We start from the raw sequence: 18896 nt of genomic DNA, 5'->3' as shown, positions 1-18896 counted from the left end.
CGGTCGTGCGCTCATGTCTTCGGCTTGGCCGTAGCCAGCTCAAGCAGATGGCTGAACTGCCATACCAGCGCGCCTGTCACCAGAAGCAACATCGTGCTCAGGGTCGTGGCGATGTCCCATCGCAGCGTTTCCGTGACCTGCACAGATATGAACTCCGCCACCATCACGGTCTTGCCGCCCCCCAGAATAACCGGCGTCAAATAGAAGCCGAGCGACATGATTGACGTTAGAAATGCCGCGGCAGCCAGGCCGGGCCGGGATAGCGGCAGGAACACGCGAACGAACGCCCGACGTCGGTTGGCGCCGAGCGACCTCGCCACTTGGGGCAACGTTCCTTCGATACGGACCATCTGGGCGTAGATCGGCAGGATCGCGTAGGGCAACATGTAGTGGACCATGCCCAGCACGACGCCAAACGTATTGCGCACCAGTGACAGCGGGTGATCGACCCAGCCCCAATGCAGCAGAAAGCCGTTCGCGATTCCGCCCGGGGAGAGCAAGGCTATCCATGCGTAGTTGCGGACCAATACGGATATCCATAACGGCAGCAGCACGCAGGCAAGCATCCATTTCCGCGCCTCAGGACGGGCCTGCACCAAGCCGTAGGCGGTCACATATGCCAGCAGCAACGTGATGCCGACGGTCAACGCGCTGATCCAGAGCGTATTGCCGACGACCGCGCGAACCGTCGGATTTTGAAGCAGCGCCCAATAGTTTCCAAGGCCCGGCGTCGGCACCAGGAAGCTCAGCCCCACCACCCCGGCAAGCGGAAAGACGTAGGACACCAGGAGTACAAAGGCCGAGCCGGCAAGCAGGCGATCCTGCAAGGACCAGCCGCGAAGCGCCGCCGGCGAAAAGTAAGCGCGCTTCGGCCCCGTTTGCACCGGCAACGCAGGGTTCATGCGGCGAACTCCGACCAAACCGCGGATGGTTCAGGCACGACCAGATCGCTGTTCGGCAGGCACCACAGCCGTTCGGCGTCAAAGTCAAGCCAAACGTCCGAGCCGGGCACAGCCGGCGATGCAGTGCCGGCCACCGTCACTGTCAAGGTGTCGTCGTCGACCGCGACAAGTATGTCGACCGAGGCCCCCAGAAACGTCTGACTCACAACCTTGCCACGGATCCGATGGTCTGCGGGCGCCGGCCCGCTTCCGGCCTCGGCAATGGTGATGCTTTCGGGCCGAACGGCAAGTACGCAGGGGCCAGCGTCAAGCGGCGCAGCTCCAGACGCCGCCCCAAGCTTGGCGCCGTTCCACTGAATTTGCGGCCGGCCGTCGGCTCCGCCGAGCACCACGGCCTTCAGAAGGTTGTTCTTGCCAACGAAGCTCGCGACGAAACGGCTGGCCGGGTGATCGTAAATTACGCGGGGCGAACCGACCTGTTCGGTTCCTCCGCGGTTCATAACGACGACGCGGTCCGAAAGAGCCAGCGCCTCCTGCTGGTCATGCGTGACATAGATGAACGTCGTCCCAACCTGCCGATGAAGCCGGGCAAGCTCGGCCTGCAAGTCACGCCGGAGGGATGCATCCAGTGCGCTCATCGGCTCGTCGAGCAACAACAGGTCCGGCTCGAAGGAGAGCGCACGCGCCAGCGCGACTCGTTGCTGCTGCCCTCCCGACAGATTTTTCGGAGGACGGCCGCCCAAGCTACCGATCTGAAGAAGCTCCATGACTTCGTTGACCCGGCTGTCGAGTCGCCTTCTATCCGTCTGGCGCACGCGCAAAGGAAAGGCGATATTTTCGTAGACCGTTAGATGAGGAAAAAGGCCGTAGCCCTGCGGCACGACGCCGAAGCGGCGTGCCTCTGGGGGCAGATGAGTGATGTCGTCTCCGTCCAGATAGATCGAGCCCCGGTCCGGCACGATGAAGCCCGCCAAAACCGAAAGCAGCGTCGACTTGCCCGACCCGGAGGGTCCCAGCAAGGTCAGGAATTCGCCCCGGGCAACACCGAGTGAGATCGAGTCCAGCGCGTGCAGCTCATCATAGCGCTTGCAGATGTCGGCGACCTTCAGAAAGCTCGCCGACATCAGGATGCAGTCGCGTTCGCGAGCTTGATTCGCCAAAAGGATGACCGGAGCGTCATTCGCGCTGTCTCAAACTCAATTCCTAGACCTATCGACAATTTACGCGATGATGTTGCCGACCGCGCCTGATGTCGAGTGGCGCCGGCAAAAAGCGATAAACGCACCACGCAATCGTGGCGGGCGCGCCGACCGTTTCCCGCCGAGGGCGGTTCTTGGAAATAGCATTGCGCAGCTTCCGCGTAGTGCGACGCCGTTTACGCGGCAGCCGACTTGAAGAGAAACGGACATCGATCCGCCCTCTCTCTGTTTTCGTCGATCACACCGTACTGCCACCATTCGATCTCGCCGGCGTTGTAGCTTCCCAATTGTGGGCTATGACTGAGCCCGTCATACCGTTCGATGCGGTCGCGGATCCTCTGCCGAACGCGACGCCCCTCCGGGGTTTCACCGGCCACGATGTCAAATCGTTCTCGCGGATTGACGATGAAGAGCAGATTGTCGCCGAGATTTCGGCTGCGACGGTGCACATGAGCGGGGTTGCTCATGTTTACGAAGAGTTGCATGCCGTTGTAGCACATGGTCCAGTATGGCGAGTGGGGATCCGTCGCAACATCCTCTGGCCAAGGGGCGCTGTCGAGCTCATGCCAGCTCTGCAATGCTCTCCATCCGATGTCGTGGTAGCCGGCGACATCGTTCGCCGAAGCGGCCTTTTGGGAAAAGGCAACGACCAAGGGGCGCGCCGTACTGACCTTTCCGTCCCAGCGTCGCGACAATTCCACGTATGCAGAAAGATCTCCCGCCGCCTGCTGGAGGGTTTCCTGCGATCCGTCCTCGACGAACGAGAACAGCAACAGTCCGCGGCCGAATGCATTCTGCGAGAAGATGCATGGAAATTCGGACGGCGGTGTCAGGCGCTCCGCCAATTGTCTGAAGCAGGTCCGCTGCCAACTCCCGCTTTCAAATCGTTCCTGGACTTGGCTCTGCTCGATCAGACTCATGAGTTGAACCTCTCGCGTTAGGCGATATACCGCCGTTCTGGGGCGATACGCTTACGAGAGCAGCCGAACATTCAGAAGGTGCATGTGTCGTCGATCATACGAGGTCATAGCAGGCCATAAGACTCGGGAAAGATAGGGCCGCCATGCTCGATGCGAATGATCGCATCGTAAAACCACGCGGCGCGACAATAAAGTTCTTTTCACGCCTGCAGGCGATGTGCGACAGCTATTGCACGGGTCTCACGGCATCGCCGACTTTGATGCTGCCACGATTATCGGGAATGAGATATTGACCGAAGATCGTTTCCCCGCCCGCGTTTCGCCTGAACCTCGAGAGAGTTCGTAGCGGCTCATGGTCGTCCGACTTCAGCCCCCGCTCCTGATCAATCGTTATGACGGCGCACCTCGAGCAGGTCTTAGCGGCACGAAGCCTGACGCCCCCCAGCTCCAATTGTTGCCAATGGTCCTCCGCCCACGCATGCGTATGCTCGACAACGATGTTGGCTCTGAACCTTGTGAAGTCAACCGGATGCGCCAGACGCGTATTCAGATCATCCAGCGAAGACGTGTTGATCAGCAACAAAGGAAAGTCGTCTGCAAAGGAGACCCGGTCGGCGGCCGCTCCAAATTCCCGATCGACCGGCCGCGCGCTGTAGGGCATGTCCATGTAGACGAACCGATAATCTCCACCGAGAATGTCGCGCAGCCAGGCATTTGCTTCGCGGCATGCAACGACCGCCGGTGCTCGATCACTCCATATGACAACGTCGACGCGCTCGGCTGTCGGTTCTGGCGTTGGCAGCACTAGCGAGGAACCGTCAAGTGCGGACAATTTGACCCCACCAGCCCATACGCACGCACTTATGGTTGCCAGCAGTGGAAGTGTTCGTTGTGTAACGAAGCTCCCCTTCGCATCAACGATCATCCATCGCCTGTCGCCGGCGAGTCCCCATGGCTCAACATCGGCCTTAACAACTGATTGTCCCCGAAGCCCCTTTACCGGATAGAGCCAAATGTCACGAATCTGCATCTGTCGATCAGCCATCTCGTGAGAGCCAGCCCACGGTTTGATCGGCACCCTAGGAACGAGTTGGCGGATTCAAAGGGGCATCTACGACTGATTGAGTAGGGCCATGACACGACGCGATTCTCAGATCGGGCACATTACTCGTTGCGGACATGAGCATGTCTTTACCCCCCCGGTCAAACCAGCAGCGCTTCCAAGAAAACAATCTGAGGCGTCGCGCAGTCGAGGAGGAAACAACCACCATCAACAGCGCACACGGCAAATGAAAAATTCTTCTTTAAGTTGCGCACTCATTTTCTCTCGCCATCTAAGCATCGATGATGTACCCAGCCGGCCTGCGAACTTCAAAGGAAGCGACCATGAAGCAGTTCAGCAAGGCAGACGGAACCGTGGCGCGCACGCACCAGCATGGCTCTTATAAACTGGATGTCTTTCGCTCGGCCATTGAAGTTCCCGAGCATTGCCGGACAGGCATCATCGATCTGCTCAACGAGATCATCTCAACCAACTGGCGGCTCGACAGTCCCTGGTGGTCGGCGTCCGACACGCCCTTTCAGGATGGATACGGCATCGGACTTGTTCGGCTCGCCGATCAGATCGTCGGATTTTCGATCTGGCGACGTCTCTCGATCGACGGCCGGTCCGCCATCTGCCGTTCCGGGATTGAGCTCAGGCCCGAGCACCAGCGCAAGGGGCTGTTCGGGCTGCTGCTGAAGGGGATCCTGGATGCCGAACTCGCCACCGTGCCCGCGGGAGCGGAAATCTACTACACGTGGCGCACGAGGAATCCGGTGGCCTGGAGCGCACATGCACGGACGTGCAAACGACTGCTACCCTCGCTGTCCGACGGCAAGGGAGACGAGTCCTTGAAGGACGCCGCCATACAAATCGCCAAAATTCTCTATCCAGGCCGGGAGCTCGAGTTTCCCAACCTGATCGTCCGCAACTCCTATCCGAACATCACCTACTACGATCAACCGACTTACGAATCGGATAGCGCGCTTACCGAAACGTTCCGCCGTATCGTCCCTGATACAAGGGATGCGATCTTCACGGTGGGGACTGTCGCGCGGCCATCGATCTAGTTGAAACTACCATGCTGATGAAACCCGCCGACTCCGCGTCCTCGCTTTCGTGGCGGGATCTCGTTGGATGGGGATGCGTTTCCGGTGCTTATGCGGTTGCTTTCCTGCAGCGTGTTTGCCCGCAAACAATCGTCGGCGAGCTGGCCCGCGACTTCGGTGTTGGCGCGGACGGACTTGGAATCATCGCGTCTTCGTACTTCGTCGGTTACATGCTGATGCAGTTTCCCGCCGGCATACTCGTTGATGTCTTCGGCGTGAAGGCTCTGGTGATCTGGAGTCTCGCAGCCTCTTCCGTTGGCACGGTACTGTTCGCCGCCTCAACGAGCGTTCCATCCGCATTTCTGGCTCGTCTCATCGTGGCATGCGGCGACGCCCTGATCTTCACAGCTCTGATCAAGCTGGTCGCGCAGCAATTCGGGGAACGGCAGTTTGGAATCATGTCGGGGTTCTCACAACTGTCCGGCTATGCGGGCGGCGCGCTGGCAGCTACACCGCTCGCTTTTTCTGTATCGTGGGTAGGCTGGCGTGCGAGCTTTGCGAGCATCGGCATCTTCTGCGCGGTCAATCTCCTTCTCGCAGCCTATGTTCTGCGTCCGCGCAGCCCGACCGCTCAGCGGTTCACCCTCAAAACTGTTCTGTCTTCTGCCATCGCCGAACTGAAACAGAGGGAGAGCTGGGGCTGCTTGCTGACGTTTGCATCCCACTTTGCAAGCGTGACAACAATCTCAGGCGTCTGGGGCATACCGTTATTGACGGACGCCTTTGCTATGCAGCGTCATAACGCGACCGCGACACTATTGGTGTTCATGGCGAGTTGCATGGCGGGCTCCGTGATCTTCGGCTACATCGCAGATCGAGTGCGATCGGTAGGACGGGCTCATGTCGCGATGTGTCTGCTCCGGACAGGCAGTCTCGCCTTACTAGCTCCCGAGGTAGGACGACTGACTGGCCTGGGCGCCGTCGTCGCGGGCTTCATCGTCCTGGGTTTTATTGCCGGTGGCATGACGCCGATGATCCTCAAGGCGGTCAGGAGCATCTACTCTGTCGCACGCCTTGGCACCGGCGCAGCAATCAACACGACGTCTGCGGGGCTGCTGACCGGCGCATTACAGCCCGTTCTTGGATATCTACTCCACGAAACGTGGGAGGGCGCGACGCGCGATGGCGTCAACGTCTATTCTGATAGCGGTTACAACGCGCTCGTTCTGATCTTGGTAGGCATGTCCCTACTGGGGCTCGTTGGCGTTCTGCTGATGCGGCGCCGGCTCTGATACGTACGAGGCAAGTCCGCCGCGATATTTTGCGTGGCCAGTTGGGTGTGGAGCGCGCGGCCGCCCGAAGCGATCCGACCCGGATCCCACCCGCTCAAGCGATCCCCCACTTCAGGCACGCTTCCAAGTGAAAGTCGAAATGGAGTTTCCGTGCAACATTCCTCTCGGCTCCAGTTTACGGGTTATCAGCCGCGCTACCGCGAAGTGTATCAGCGCCTGAGAGACGCAGTCCTGCAAGGGGCATATCCCCATGGCGCACGGGTTCCGTCGATTCGAACGCTCGCTTCCGAGCTCGGTCTTTCACGCGCCACCATCGAGAGGGCCTACGACCTGCTCATTGGAGAAGGGCTTCTCGTCAGTCGCGGGCAATCCGGAACAAGGGTCTCGTATGTTCGGCCCCGCATGCCAGTCGCACGGATACCATCCACTTCGGACCAATCGCCCGCAGATTCCCCGCCACCTGGAGATGCTTCACCGGATCTCGGCGAGAACGCGCGGTCTGGAACACAGGCAGGAAGTACGGGTGTTAGCCCCTTCCAGATTTCCGTGCCCGCAATCGACGCGTTTCCGCGGACAGCCTGGCTGAAGATCACGCAGCGCATCTTGCGAGATCGTACGGAGATAAGCCAACTCGTTGACGACATCCAAGGCTATCATGCCCTACGAACAGCCATCTGCGGCTATCTGAACGTGGCGCGTGGCATTCGGTGTGGGCCGCATCAGATCTTCATTACGGGCGGGTACCGCCAATCATTGAGCTTGGTGCTCAGCGCGCTCGTCCCTTCCGAAAGCGCGATTTGGATCGAAGACCCCGGGTATCCGCCGACAGCTGCCGTACTCGGACGCTTCGGGATGCGTCCCGTGCCCGTTTCGGTGGATTCCGAGGGACTTGACGTCCACGAAGGCCGCCAGCGGGCCGCTCATGCTCGCTTGGCAATTACGACACCGACCAAACAAAGTCCTCTTGGCGTGAGCATGTCGCTGCGGCGCAGGACCGAACTCACCGATTGGGCTGCCGACACCGGCGCCTGGATCGTGGAAGACGACTACGACAACGAGTTTTGCTTCGACGGAAAGCACCTACCGACATTGCAGAATCTGGATGCTTACGGCCGCACATTCTATTTCGGCACCTTCAGCAAGAACCTGCATCCAAATCTGCGTATCGCCTATGTCGTGTGCCCCGATGCTACCCTCGCCCCTCTCCGAATGGCCGCTAATAACATGCTGGACGGGGTTTCAATACTGCAGCAAAAGGTGCTGGCTGCGTTCATCGCCGAAGGTCATTTCGCGCTTCACCTAAAGAAATCGCGCGGCATCTGTGCGGCAAGACGAAAAATGGTGATTGACGCGCTGACCACGCGGTTTGGCCCACGCCTATCCATCTGCCAAAAGAGCTGCGGCCTTCATCTCTTCGCGACCATAAATGACTCTCCAAGCGACGTCGCAATTTGCCAGCTTGCCAACCAGAGGGGATTGGGCCTCTCGAACCTATCTTCGAGATACATCAAGGCCGAGCCAAAACAGGGCCTGCTTTTAGGCTATGCGAACTTCTCAAACGAGACTCAGCTATCGCGCCCGGTCGACCTGCTCGAAGAATGCCTAAGCCATTTCGACCGTGCGGGTGTCAGATTGTAACAGGTAGTCGCTTCAATTGCGGAAGGGTAATCCGAATGGTCCGTCTCCATGGTCGAGGGGCCTCGCAGCCGTCGTAGCTTGAGAATTCCGGCAACTCCAGCAGCAACTGCTACGGGGCTGTCGCCGCTTGCGGGAGGCGCAAGCGCCGATACTGCCAGTCGCAATTGCGATCTGATCGAGGCCATCCCAGCGTCCCTAGCGCAGTGATGATCTTCTAAGTTGTTGGTTGTTCTTGTCATGCCAGGTGTTTCCGCCGCGTTGTGTTCACGGTCGCTTCATCCAATTCGTTACGATTTCGTTGCGGGGCTCCGAGAGAGAACGGCCGTCACTGTTGCATGCCACGTCTCGTGGAGGCTGGCGTTCTCTCGATACCGGCCGATCAACGGCAAACATGGATAAGTGGCGTTCGAAACCTGTCCGACGACGCATTAGCGAAGGCGCGTTCGGCGCAATGGTCTGAGGCCCACTAGGAGGGCGAGAGAGTGCTACGTGGTCCGCCGGTGCTCGACGGCTACACTGATCACAGTGTGGAGAGCTCCCGCTCGCCCGCTTTGAAAAACACCGTTTGAAAAACCGTTTTAGTCGGCCTGTCTCAAACGGTGAAGTTCCTTGAAAGGACTGGTGGGCGCACTAGGGCTCGACCTGGGACCCGCTGATTAAGAGGCGTGTGATTTCATAATAGTATCAACCGGCATTCCGATAAACGAGCCGACAAATCTGCATTGAAGCCACAGCAGCCTTACCTTTGTTGGAGTGACCCGGCTCGATCTAGGCACCGAGGATCGTCCGCGTCCAAACGATCCGCACGATGGCCGCCCTGCCTATCCGCGGCCGAAACGCATCTTCATCGACCCACGATCTCCAGGGGGCGCAGGGCATGCATCCAATGGCCTGCGCCAGCGGATCCACGCAGGAACTGAAGCGGTCCGCGAAGACGGATGCAGAGCACCTCGTAGAACGCGTCGCTTTTTGAAAGCGAATAGCAGTTGCGCTCATCCGCACTCGGCCAGCGCATTTGTTGCCCGTCTCAAGCAAAATTTGGAATGGCAAAGCCGCTCCGTTTCGCTTCTCCTGCGCACCGTCCCAGATCCACTTGACGGAAGAAGCCTGGCACGTCCAGAACCCACAGGAGCTATTCGTGACCGAACGGTTTTCCTTGCTCTCGCCGTCGAGGCGACACCTGCTGGTCACGACTTTTGCCCTGGGTGCCGCCGCGGTGGCGGCTATGACAGACATCACGTCCGCTCAAAGTGCAGGCGCTCCGCCGAACGGCGGTGAGATCACCTTCCTGATCGACTCGCTCGGCGGCACCTGGATTCCGAACAACAGCTCGATTTCCAGCTTCCAGGGCCACATCTGGGGCCACGTGACCGACAAGCTCGTCTATGTCGATGCCGATGGCAAGGTCAGTCCCTGGATCGCCGAGAGTTGGGAACAGAGCAGCGATGCCACCCAGTTCATCCTGCACCTCAAGAAAGGTGTGACGTTCTCCGATGGCACCGCACTCGATGCCTCGGCCGTCGTCGCCAATCTCGACATCTGGTACGCCGGGCGGAAGAGCGAGGGCATCAACCCGGTTGGCCTGTTCCCGAAGACCTACGACCGCGCCGAGGCCGTCGACGCATCCACCGTGAAAGTCGTCTTCAAGGCGCCGACCCTCGGCTTCATTCCGACGCTCGGCTATCACGGCTCGATTCTCATCTCCCCGAAGACGCTCGCGCAGCCCGCAGCCCAGCAGGCCGACCTTGGCAAGACATCCGGCAGCGGGCCGTATGTGGTCGCATCCTGGAAAGAGGGCGACTTCGTCAAGCTGGTCAAGCGCAAGGATTATAATTGGGGTCCGGCCGCGGTCGGCCATACCGGCCCGGCCTATCTTGACTCGATCACATACAAGATCGTGTCCGAACCGTCGTTGCGGGTCGCCGCCGTCCAGTCCGGCCAGGCCGACGTCGCCTACAGCCCCTCACCGCAGGAACTCAAATCGCTCAAGGATGCCGGCTTCACTATCGCAACCCCACGCTATCTCGGCTTCGTCAACGGCCTTGCGGTCAACACCAGGCTGGAGCCGTATAACGACGTGAAGGTGCGACAAGCGCTCCAGGCCGGGATCGACCGGAAGGAGATCATCGACACCATCTATACGCCCGACTGGAAGCTGGCGACGTCCTTCATCCAAAGCAACGTGCCCGGTGCGACCGACCACAGCGACCTCCTGGCCTACAACCCAGGCAAGGCCGAGAAGCTGCTCGACGAAGCTGGCTGGGTCAAAGGGGCCAATGGCATCCGCACCAAGGACGGCAAGCAGCTGTCGCTCACGCTTCACTCCAATCCCTACCTCGCGACGGCGAAGTCGATCGACGAGCTCATCGCCCAGCAGCTCGGCAGGATCGGCTGGAAAGTCACCATCCGCGCCTATGACGTCGTGACTTTCGGCGAGAAGGTGCGGTTCGGCGGCCCTGCGGTGCCGGCCTATGAGGTGACCCGCAGTTTCATCGATGCCGGCACGGTCGCCAGCATCCTCACCGACGCCAACAACGGCGAGAACTGGTTCAATCTCGGCGACAGCGACAAGAAGCTCAACGAGCTCCGCGACAAGATTGCCGGCGCCGCCTCGCTCGAGCTCCGCAATCCGCTGCTCGACGAGTTGCAGACCTACGTCCTGGAGCAGGGCTACTTCATCCCGCGCACGCAGATCGTCCAGCGGATCTATGTGCAGTCCCCGAGGCTCAAGGGCGAGGTCTACAACGGCATCGCCTACGCCAGCTATTACACGGCGACGAAGGGCGAGTGAGGCGCCATGCGAGCGAATAAAGTGACGAGGGTGCCAGCATGAGCAATGCTTACCTTGCCGGTGCCGCAAAGCGCATTGCACAGGCCCTCGTGGTGATCCTGCTCGCCTACGTCCTTACGTTCGTCGTCGTCAGCATTTTGCCGGGCGATCCCATCACGAACGTCCTGCGTGATCCCCAAAACGGGTTCAGCGAGGACGAGATCAAGGCGATCATTGCCGCCCAGGGCCTGGACCAGCCGATTCCGGTTCAGCTCTGGACATCGCTGTCGCATTTCGTCGTCGGCGACCTTGGTCTGTCGATGCGGTCCAGCCGCCCCGTCGCGACCCTGATCGCCGAGGTTCTTCCTTCAACGCTGATCCTCGCATCCGCCGCCTTCGCGATCGCGCTGCTGCTGGCGGTGACGATCGGCTACGGTACGCAATTTATTCCGAAACGATTGGGCCAGGGTCTGCTGCGCGGCTTCCCGTCGTTTTTCTTGTCGGTGCCCAATTTCGTCGTCGGCCTCGTGCTGATCCACCTGTTCGGCTTCCAGCTCGGCCTGTTCCGCGTGATCGCACCCAACAGCTTCTGGGCGACCTGCTTCGCCGCGGTCGCGCTGGGCATCCCCGTCTCCGCGCGGATCGCCGAGGTGCTGATCGCAAATCTCGACAAGGAGTCCGAGCAGGAATACGCCGCCCTCGCGCGCGGCCGCGGTCTGACGCAGATGCGCCTCTTTGCGAAACACCTGCTCAAGCCGTCTTCGCTCCCGGTCGTGACCGTCATCGCACTCGCCATTGGCGAGCTTCTCGGCGGATCACTTATCACCGAGACGGTGTTCGGGCGCACCGGCATCGGCAGCCTGGTGCAGCGCTCGGTGAGCACACAGGACTTGCCAGTCCTCCAGGCGGTCGTCTCACTCGCGGCGGTGGTGTTCGTGCTCGTCAATTTGATCGCCGATCTCGTCTATCCGCTGCTCGACCCGCGCGTGAAGCTGGTCGGCGGCCACGGGGCGCGTCGGACCACTGCTGGCGACAGCCCGACAGCCGCATCCGCGACGGTGACATCATGACGCTCGCCTCCTTCTTCTCTGCCCCGCGCGCCACGTCGATCGGCCGGCTGACAGCTCTGCGGGTACCACCGACGGTCGCGCTTTCCTTTGCGGTCATCGCGATTGTGATCGCCTGGTCTGTGGCACCAAGCTTGTTCACGGGCCATAGCCCGATCGTCGGCGTCCCCGCTGACAAGCTGCTCAGCCCCAGCGGCGCGCACTGGTTCGGCACCGATCACGTCGGCCGAGATCTCTATACGCGCGTCGTCTATGGCACTGCCTCGTCGGTGACGAGCGCGCTCATCGCCGTCGTCATTGCCGCCGTAGCAGGCGGACTCATAGGCCTCCTGGCGGGCTTCCTTGGCGGTTGGGTGGATATCGTGCTCGCCCGCCTGGTCGACGTGCTGCTGGCGATCCCGAACTTCCTGCTGGCAGTCATCGTCGTCACCGCGATCGGTTTCGACACGACGAACGCCGCCGTTGCGACCGGCGTCTCCGCGGTGGCCGTGTTCGCCCGGGTGATGCGTTCGGAAGTCATCAAGACCCGGCAGGGGGTTTTCGTAGAAGCGGCGTTCCTGATGGGCGGCTCGCGCTGGCACATCCTGTTGCGACATGTGTTGCCGAATGCGTCGCGCTCGGTGCTCCCGCTGGCCGTGCTGCAGTTCGGCCTGTCGATTCTGGTGATCGCGAGCCTCGCCTTCCTCGGTTATGGCGATCCGCCGCCCGCATCCGACTGGGGCCTGCTGATCTCGATCGGCAAGGACTACCTCAAATGGCCGTGGCTGGTGTACGCGCCCGCCTTCGTCACGATCGCGACCGTCCTCTCCGTCAACAGGATCAGCCGATGGCTGCGCAAGACAGACTGACCACCAGCATATTCACACGCGCCGAGCTCGCCGCGCCGGTGCCGCTGCGCCCGATTCCGCTACTCCGGGTCGACGGCCTGTCGGTTTCCTACGGGCCGCACGAAGTCGTGACCAATGTGGGGTTCGAGCTCGGCCGCGGCGAGAGCCTTGCCCTCATCGGAGAGTCGGGCTCGGGCAAGTCGACGATCGCCCGCGCGGTGCTGCGGCTGCTTCCCAGCGGCGGGCGTGCCACCGGCCGCGTCGCCTTCGATGGCCAGGAGGTGCTGGGGATGTCCGAGCGCGGCTTCCGGCCGCTGCGGGGACGAGCCATCGGTTTCGTGCCGCAGGATCCCGGCAACGCACTCAACCCGGTGCGTACGATCGGCGCCCAGGCGCAGGAGGCGGCCGCGCTGCTCGACGAGCCCGACAAGGCGATCCGTAAGCAGCTCATCCTGGAGACGTTCGCCGAGGTCGGTCTCGACAATCCCCGGCGGGTCTACGATTCCTACCCGCACCAGCTCTCCGGCGGCATGCTCCAGCGCGTGCTGATCGGCCTTGCGATCCTGCCACGGCCGGCATTACTGGTCGCGGACGAGCCGACCTCCGCGCTCGACGTCACGATCCAGAAGCGGATTCTCGACCTGCTCACGCGGCTGCAGCACGACCTCAAGATCAGCTTGCTCCTCATCACCCACGATCTGGCGATCGCGGCCGAGCGCGCGAACTCGCTCGTGGTGCTCAAGGACGGCGTCATTCAGGAAGCCGGCCGGACTGCTTCCGTCTTCTCCTCGCCTGCCTCGGCCTATGCCAGGAAGCTGCGCGCGGATGTTCCGGCGCTCAACCCTGACCGTTATGCAGCGCTGCGCGACACGGGTTTTCGTGCCCTCAAGACCGGCGGCGGCGACACGCCGAAGATTGGCGTCAGCGCCGTCACCAAGACTTTCACCGTCGACGGCAAGACGCTGACGGCGGTCGACGACATCTCATTCACGGTCCCGGCCGGCACCACGCACGCGCTGGTCGGCGAGTCCGGCTCGGGCAAGACGACGGCGGTACGGCTGTTGCTGGGCCTCGAGCAACCCGACACCGGGACCATCGCGGTGGCCGGCGAACAGATCACCGGTCGCTCGCCGGAGGCGCTGCGAGCGGCGTGGCGCCACCTTCAGCTCGTCTATCAGAATCCGTTCACCTCGCTCGATCCGACCTGGACCATCGAGCGGCTCGTGCGCGAGCCGCTCGACCGTTTCAATATCGGAACTAGCAAGGAGCGGGTCGCGCGCGTTCGCGAGGCGCTGGCCGATGTCGGGCTCGGTGAGCACCTGCTTTCGCGCAAGCCTGGAGCCCTGTCAGGCGGCCAGCGACAGCGCGTGGCCATCGCCCGAGCGCTGGTCCTCAAGCCTGATGTGATCATTCTCGACGAGCCCACCTCCGCCCTCGATGTCAGCGTCCAGGCCTACATCGTTGAAGTCCTGCTCTCGCTGCAGGCCAATTTGGGCCTGACCTATGTGTTCGTCTCTCACGACCTGGCGCTGATGCGCCAGCTCGCTCACACCGTTTCGGTGATGCACCGCGGACGGATCGTCGAACATGGGACCGTCGCCGCTATCTTCGATAATCCGCAGCAGCCCTATACGAGGTCGCTGCTGGCGTCGATCCCGTCAGGTGTCGCCGATCCCACGCAACTACCGCACGCGCGCCCTCGGCTGATGGCGACGGCGGATTGAGTGACCGCAGCAAGCTTCTGCTGGCCTACATCTCATCATCCAGCGCGAGAACGGCGAAGCTCGCGAGCCAGTGTTCGCCCACGTAATGCTCGGCGATATGCGGAAGGCCTGCGGCGAGATGTTCTTGTGCCGCCTTGTGAGCAATGGCGCGCCGCTCGTCGTCTGCCGGCAAGGCGTCGCCGAGAGAGCGCCAGCACCAGGCTCTGCTGAGATTAAGGCCGTCGAGGTGCGCGATCTTGCCGTCGGTGCGATCCGCGACCGTGGCAGGCCGGAACAGCGTCGCCGGCTGCCTCTCGGCCAATCGCGGCAGAAACCGGTCAAACCAGGGCAGGAACGTGTCTGGCGGCAACAGGCGCCGCATGCACTCGGCCTGGACGAGAGCCGAGGACTGGAAATCGTCACCACTCGGCTCACCCCAGGCCGGGCAGTCGCTGTCATCACCATACCAGCGCAGGCCGGTCTCGCGCAGCAGCTTCGCCAGTTCGTCATCCTTCCTGATATCGGCATAGTCGGCCGCCATCCGCAAACCGAATGCCGTGTTGAAATGCGTGCCGACGCGCACCGGATAAGTCGCCCGCGGCAGAAAGTCACGAAAGCGCTGGCCGATGATTTCGGCCAACGGCGCGAGATTGCTGCTCCATCGCGCATCGGGATGAAGGCTCAGCTCGGTGGCGAGCTTCAGGAGCCACGCCCAGCCATACGGCCGCTTGAAGCCGCGGGCGGTCGGCCGGGCAAAGTAGGCGCACTCGGCAGCAACCTTCTCGGACACGAACTGCGTGTCGAACAGCGCGCGGATGTCGGACGCTGAGGAAAGGTCGGGAAACCGACGCAGCAGCCGCGCCAGCATCCAGTAACTGTGGACGCAGGAGTGCCAGTCGTAGCTGCCATAGAAGATCGGGTGCAGCTCGCTGGGCGTGCGGGCGTCCGCAGATTCGGCGAGCGCGTGGTCCACATTGTTCGGATATTCGCGCCTGACATGGCCGAGCGCGATGCGGGCGAAATGCTGGGCGTGATCGAGGGAAAGACGGGGCGTGGTCACGGCTTGGCCTTTCGAGTGTGCCGGCTGATCAAAGTCTCGATCAGACGCGGCAGGAGGTAGATCGGAAATTGCGTCGCGGCGAAGTATAGGGCCATGCGCGGCGAGGCGGCAGCGCCCAGCGCCGACCAGACCAGGCCGACATTGCGATTGCCGAGAATGAGCCCGACCGTCAGGCGCTGGGCAAAAGTCCCTGGCAGCAAAGCGGCGCCCGCAACCTGAAGGGCGATATTGCAGACGAAGGCAAGCACGAGACAGAGCGTTGCGGCCTGCAGATCGCCGGCGATCTGCGCACGGATACCGGACATGGTCGCCACAGCAAAGACGAGAAGCGCCGCGACGATGATCCCGTCGACCACGCCGCCATGGGCAGCCAGAACTGGCGCCGCATGCCGACGGAGCAGAAAGGCGATGCCCTCCGCGCTGCCGATCAACAGCGCCAGCCGCATCGCAAGCTCGGACGCGCTGATCTCGAGTCCGCCGAACCAGCCTGCGAGAAGCGGCACGGTGATCGGCGCCAGCACCATCGACAACACCGTGACGACGAGCGGCACCGCGCCGTCGAGCCCGAGCATGCGCGCCACCGCCGCCGTTCCGCTCGATGGCGGCGCCGACACGGCGAGCACGACCGCAAGCGCGAGTTCCGGAGCAAGACCGAGAGAGTGACCGGCAACACCGATCGCCAACGGGCAGGCAACCATGACTACGGCCGGCAAGAGCACGGACAGCGACGGCCGACGCAGCACGGCGACGACGGCCTCGCCATCGATCCGCAGCAGCGTCCCCAGCACGATCACGAAGATCGTTGCCGGCATCAACGGGCGAGCCAGATCCGTGAACGCCGGACATACAAGCCCGAGCAGCACGCCAAGCGCCAGCAATGTCGGTCCACGCGGGATGAGGCGCAGGAGTGCGGGTCGCATACGCCCGGTCCAATCATGTCGTCTTCAGCAGAAGAGCACTCCCCGCATCATTCTTGAAATCGATTATTGCTATGACTATCATCGGCTAAATGAATTTAGCTTCCATCGACCTTAACCTCTTGGTCGCCTTCGAGGCGCTGATGGAGGAGCGCCATGTGACCCGCGCCGGCGAGCGCGTTGGCCTGGCACAGCCGTCGATGAGCAGCGCGTTGACGCGGCTGCGCACGCTGTTTGGCGACGAGCTGTTCGTGCGCTCGGCCTCCGGAATGCAACCGACGGCCAAGGCGCTGTCGCTGGCGCGGGCGATCAGCGACGCACTAGGGCAGATCAGGGGCGTGCTCGAGCCCAAATCGGCGTTTGATCCCGCAACAACCCGCCGTCGGCTGTCGATTGGCGCGACCGACTATGGCGACCTCGTCGTTGTGCCTCCCCTGGTCGAGGCGCTACGGCGGGAGGCTCCGGGGATCGATCTCGCGGTGCGCCCCATCATCGACCCGGCGTTGAGCGTCGCGAGTCTCGAACGCGGCGATGTCGACGTGCTGATCGGCGGCCACCTTCCCGCCTCCCCGCGCATCACAAGATGCCCCCTGTTCAAGGAGAATTTCGTCTGCATTCGCGATGCCAAACGTGCCGGACGGAAAGCCCGGCTCACCAGGGACGAGTATGCACGCCTTCCGCATGTCCTGTTCTCGTCCGCCGGCGGCGACGGGCTTCCCGGCGCCATCGATACGATGCTGAGCCGGCACGGGCACAAGCGCCGGATCGCGATCACGCTCGCCCATGTCGTCGCGGTGCCGTTTGCTGTCGCCGGAACCGATCTCGTCGCCACCATGGCCGAGCGGATCGCGCGCCGCTTTGCTCTCGTCGCGGGCGTATCCGTCGTTCCGGTCCCCTACGATGGGGAGGCCTTCACCATCGACCTCCTCCACACGCGCCGCGCCATGGCCGACCCGGCGTTGTGCTGGTTGATCGAACTGGTCAATCGAGTCTGCAGACAAATCTGACACGATATTTCAACAAATGGCAGCTCGGCAGAAAATGGCTGCCCTTGGTGGTCGAGGAAGAGAATATTGCACTTGTCTGACTATCAACGCATTTGAACGGTAGAACCAACTCCAGTCCTGCGACGTTGATCGACCAATCAAAACGGGGGCGGCACGATGGGTCCGGAGGGGCGGCATGCGATCGTCATCGGCGGGGGCGCCAGCGGCGTCCTGCTGGCCTTTCAACTCCTCAAGACCAACGCACGTGATCTCCGCGTCACGCTGATCGAGAAGCGGCCCGAGATCGGACGGGGACTTGCCTATCATGCAGGCAATCCCGAACATCTCCTCAATGTGCGGGTGACGAATATGAGCGCGCTGCCCGACGATCCCGATCATTTCTGGAACTGGCTGTGTGCACGGCCTGGCGGGCCGCTGTGCCCGGACCCCTACTGCTTCGTGCCACGGCAGACCTATGGGGACTATCTCGCCGATCTGATCGCGCCGCTCATGTCGCGCGACGGGACCCGGGGCCTGACCATTGTGCGCGGCGAGTGCGCGGCCGTCCGCGAAAATCCGTCCGAGGTCGCGGTTACACTCGCGGACGGAACGTGCATCACCGGTACGACTGCCATTTTCGCGACCGGCCATGACGCCGCTGCCCCGCTGCTGGCCGGCCATGCCGAACCCTGGGCGTCGCCCGCCGACGCCGGCATCGACACGAACGCCATCGTGCTGATTTTGGGCACTGGCCTGTCGATGGTCGACTACGTGCTGTCGCTGCTTCGACACGGACATCAGGGACAGATCGTCGCCATGTCGCGGCGCGGCCTGCTGCCGAGAGCTCATAGACGCGTCCATCCAATGCGCTTCGCCGAGCACGAGATACCGTTCGGCGCGGAGATCGGGCCACTGCTGCGCTGGTTTCGCCGCCGTATCGAGCTGCACGTTGCCGAGGGCGGCGACTGGCGCGGTGCCATCGATGCAATCAGACCTTTCACTCAGCGGCTTTGGCTCGAGCTGCCATTGAGCTCCCGGCACCGTTTCCTGGAACACGCTCGCGCCTGGTGGGATGTCCATCGCCATCGGACGGCGCCGGAGGTAGAGACTCGCGTCGCGGAAGCTCTGGCGGCAAAGCGGCTGACGGTCATCGCTGGCAAGCTCGCCGCCATCACTCCAAACCCCGACGGTGCCCTCGTTCGCTACCGCAGACGCGGCCAAAGCGAGACGTCCGAGCTGCAAGTCGGAGCCATCATCGACTGTACCGGAATCGTCCGCGACCCCGGCGCCAGCACCAACCCGGCCGTCCGCAGTCTGCTCGACCAAGGCCTTGCCCGGATCGATCCGCTGCGCATCGGGATCGACGTCACACCCGACTGCGCGATCGTCAATCGTGACGGATCCCCCTCGCGTCGTCTTTACGCCGTGGGGGGGGGGGGGGGGGGGGGGGGGGGGGGGGGGGGGGGGCGGGGGCGCGGGCGCGGGGGGGGGCGGCGCGGGGCGGGGGCCGCCGCCCCGCGCCGG

General features: G+C 62.4%; 15 protein-coding genes. 9 read left to right on the top strand and 6 right to left on the bottom strand.

Going from position 1 to position 18896, the window contains the following annotated elements; translation table 11 throughout:
* Nucleotides 1-11: 11 nt before the first annotated feature.
* The 4 genes from AC0L3K_RS00435 to AC0L3K_RS00420 form a co-directional block, all read right to left on the bottom strand.
* Nucleotides 12-902, bottom strand: coding sequence for an ABC transporter permease (locus AC0L3K_RS00435; RefSeq protein WP_473365355.1), 891 nt, complete (start codon nucleotides 900-902; stop codon nucleotides 12-14).
* Nucleotides 899-2062, bottom strand: coding sequence for an ABC transporter ATP-binding protein (locus AC0L3K_RS00430; RefSeq protein ID WP_473365354.1), 1164 nt, complete (start codon nucleotides 2060-2062; stop codon nucleotides 899-901). The genes AC0L3K_RS00435 and AC0L3K_RS00430 overlap by 4 nt, the downstream gene beginning before the upstream one ends.
* A gap of 215 nt (nucleotides 2063-2277) precedes the next feature.
* Complete coding sequence (locus AC0L3K_RS00425) at nucleotides 2278-3021, bottom strand: YqcI/YcgG family protein (protein WP_473365353.1); 744 nt, start codon at nucleotides 3019-3021, stop codon at nucleotides 2278-2280.
* 226 nt (nucleotides 3022-3247) lie between these two features.
* Entirely contained in the window at nucleotides 3248-4066 is an 819-nt protein-coding gene (locus AC0L3K_RS00420) for an MOSC domain-containing protein (protein WP_473365352.1), read from the bottom strand.
* A 341-nt stretch (nucleotides 4067-4407) separates the two neighbouring features.
* On the opposite strand from AC0L3K_RS00420, the gene AC0L3K_RS00415 reads away from it, so the two are divergent.
* From AC0L3K_RS00415 to AC0L3K_RS00385, 7 genes are all read left to right on the top strand, one after another.
* Entirely contained in the window at nucleotides 4408-5133 is a 726-nt protein-coding gene (locus AC0L3K_RS00415; protein WP_473365351.1) for a hypothetical protein, read from the top strand.
* An 11-nt stretch (nucleotides 5134-5144) separates the two neighbouring features.
* Nucleotides 5145-6404 (top strand): MFS transporter, encoded by a 1260-nt coding sequence (locus AC0L3K_RS00410; RefSeq protein WP_473365350.1) that lies wholly within the window; start codon nucleotides 5145-5147, stop codon nucleotides 6402-6404.
* A gap of 33 nt (nucleotides 6405-6437) precedes the next feature.
* Entirely contained in the window at nucleotides 6438-8042 is a 1605-nt protein-coding gene (gene pdxR, locus AC0L3K_RS00405) for a MocR-like pyridoxine biosynthesis transcription factor PdxR (protein ID WP_473365349.1), read from the top strand.
* A gap of 1138 nt (nucleotides 8043-9180) precedes the next feature.
* On the top strand, nucleotides 9181-10833 hold the full coding sequence (locus AC0L3K_RS00400; RefSeq protein WP_473365348.1) for an ABC transporter substrate-binding protein: 1653 nt from the start codon (nucleotides 9181-9183) through the stop codon (nucleotides 10831-10833).
* Between the two features lie 38 nt (nucleotides 10834-10871).
* Nucleotides 10872-11882, top strand: coding sequence for an ABC transporter permease (locus AC0L3K_RS00395; protein ID WP_473365347.1), 1011 nt, complete (start codon nucleotides 10872-10874; stop codon nucleotides 11880-11882).
* On the top strand, nucleotides 11879-12727 hold the full coding sequence (locus AC0L3K_RS00390) for an ABC transporter permease (RefSeq protein ID WP_473365346.1): 849 nt from the start codon (nucleotides 11879-11881) through the stop codon (nucleotides 12725-12727). The genes AC0L3K_RS00395 and AC0L3K_RS00390 overlap by 4 nt, the downstream gene beginning before the upstream one ends.
* A complete protein-coding gene (locus AC0L3K_RS00385) occupies nucleotides 12706-14430 on the top strand; it encodes an ABC transporter ATP-binding protein (protein WP_473365345.1) in 1725 nt (574 codons plus the stop codon). Before AC0L3K_RS00390 ends, AC0L3K_RS00385 begins: the two co-directional genes overlap by 22 nt.
* 25 nt (nucleotides 14431-14455) lie before the next feature.
* On the opposite strand, the gene AC0L3K_RS00380 is transcribed toward AC0L3K_RS00385, so the two are convergent.
* Nucleotides 14456-15469: a DUF2891 domain-containing protein gene (locus AC0L3K_RS00380; RefSeq protein ID WP_473365344.1), complete on the bottom strand. Its 1014-nt coding sequence runs from the start codon at nucleotides 15467-15469 to the stop codon at nucleotides 14456-14458.
* A complete protein-coding gene (locus AC0L3K_RS00375; RefSeq protein WP_473365343.1) occupies nucleotides 15466-16389 on the bottom strand; it encodes a hypothetical protein in 924 nt (307 codons plus the stop codon). Before AC0L3K_RS00375 ends, AC0L3K_RS00380 begins: the two co-directional genes overlap by 4 nt.
* Nucleotides 16390-16478: 89 nt before the next feature.
* Between AC0L3K_RS00375 and AC0L3K_RS00370 the strand changes: the two genes are divergently transcribed.
* Together AC0L3K_RS00370 and AC0L3K_RS00365 are read left to right on the top strand one after the other, a co-directional pair.
* Nucleotides 16479-17393, top strand: coding sequence for a LysR family transcriptional regulator (locus tag AC0L3K_RS00370; protein WP_473365342.1), 915 nt, complete (start codon nucleotides 16479-16481; stop codon nucleotides 17391-17393).
* 156 nt (nucleotides 17394-17549) lie between these two features.
* A partial coding sequence (locus AC0L3K_RS00365; RefSeq protein ID WP_473365341.1) for an FAD/NAD(P)-binding protein occupies nucleotides 17550-18896 on the top strand: 1347 nt, incomplete at its 3' end.

The organism is Bradyrhizobium sp. MI1.10 (assembly GCF_055811035.1).
This window is presented reverse-complemented; position numbering and strand designations above follow the sequence as displayed.

Excerpts from the sequence above, each read along its gene's own strand:
- AC0L3K_RS00435 (WP_473365355.1), bottom strand. The coding sequence starts at position 902 with ATGAACCCTGCGTTGCCGGTGCAAACGGGGCCGAAGCGCGCTTACTTT.
- AC0L3K_RS00425 (WP_473365353.1), bottom strand. The coding sequence starts at position 3,021 with ATGAGTCTGATCGAGCAGAGCCAAGTCCAGGAACGATTTGAAAGCGGG.
- AC0L3K_RS00420 (WP_473365352.1), bottom strand. The coding sequence starts at position 4,066 with ATGGCTGATCGACAGATGCAGATTCGTGACATTTGGCTCTATCCGGTA.
- AC0L3K_RS00415 (WP_473365351.1), top strand. The coding sequence starts at position 4,408 with ATGAAGCAGTTCAGCAAGGCAGACGGAACCGTGGCGCGCACGCACCAG.
- AC0L3K_RS00410 (WP_473365350.1), top strand. The coding sequence starts at position 5,145 with ATGCTGATGAAACCCGCCGACTCCGCGTCCTCGCTTTCGTGGCGGGAT.
- AC0L3K_RS00395 (WP_473365347.1), top strand. The coding sequence starts at position 10,872 with ATGAGCAATGCTTACCTTGCCGGTGCCGCAAAGCGCATTGCACAGGCC.
- AC0L3K_RS00390 (WP_473365346.1), top strand. The coding sequence starts at position 11,879 with ATGACGCTCGCCTCCTTCTTCTCTGCCCCGCGCGCCACGTCGATCGGC.
- AC0L3K_RS00385 (WP_473365345.1), top strand. The coding sequence starts at position 12,706 with ATGGCTGCGCAAGACAGACTGACCACCAGCATATTCACACGCGCCGAG.
- AC0L3K_RS00375 (WP_473365343.1), bottom strand. The coding sequence starts at position 16,389 with ATGCGACCCGCACTCCTGCGCCTCATCCCGCGTGGACCGACATTGCTG.
- AC0L3K_RS00370 (WP_473365342.1), top strand. The coding sequence starts at position 16,479 with ATGAATTTAGCTTCCATCGACCTTAACCTCTTGGTCGCCTTCGAGGCG.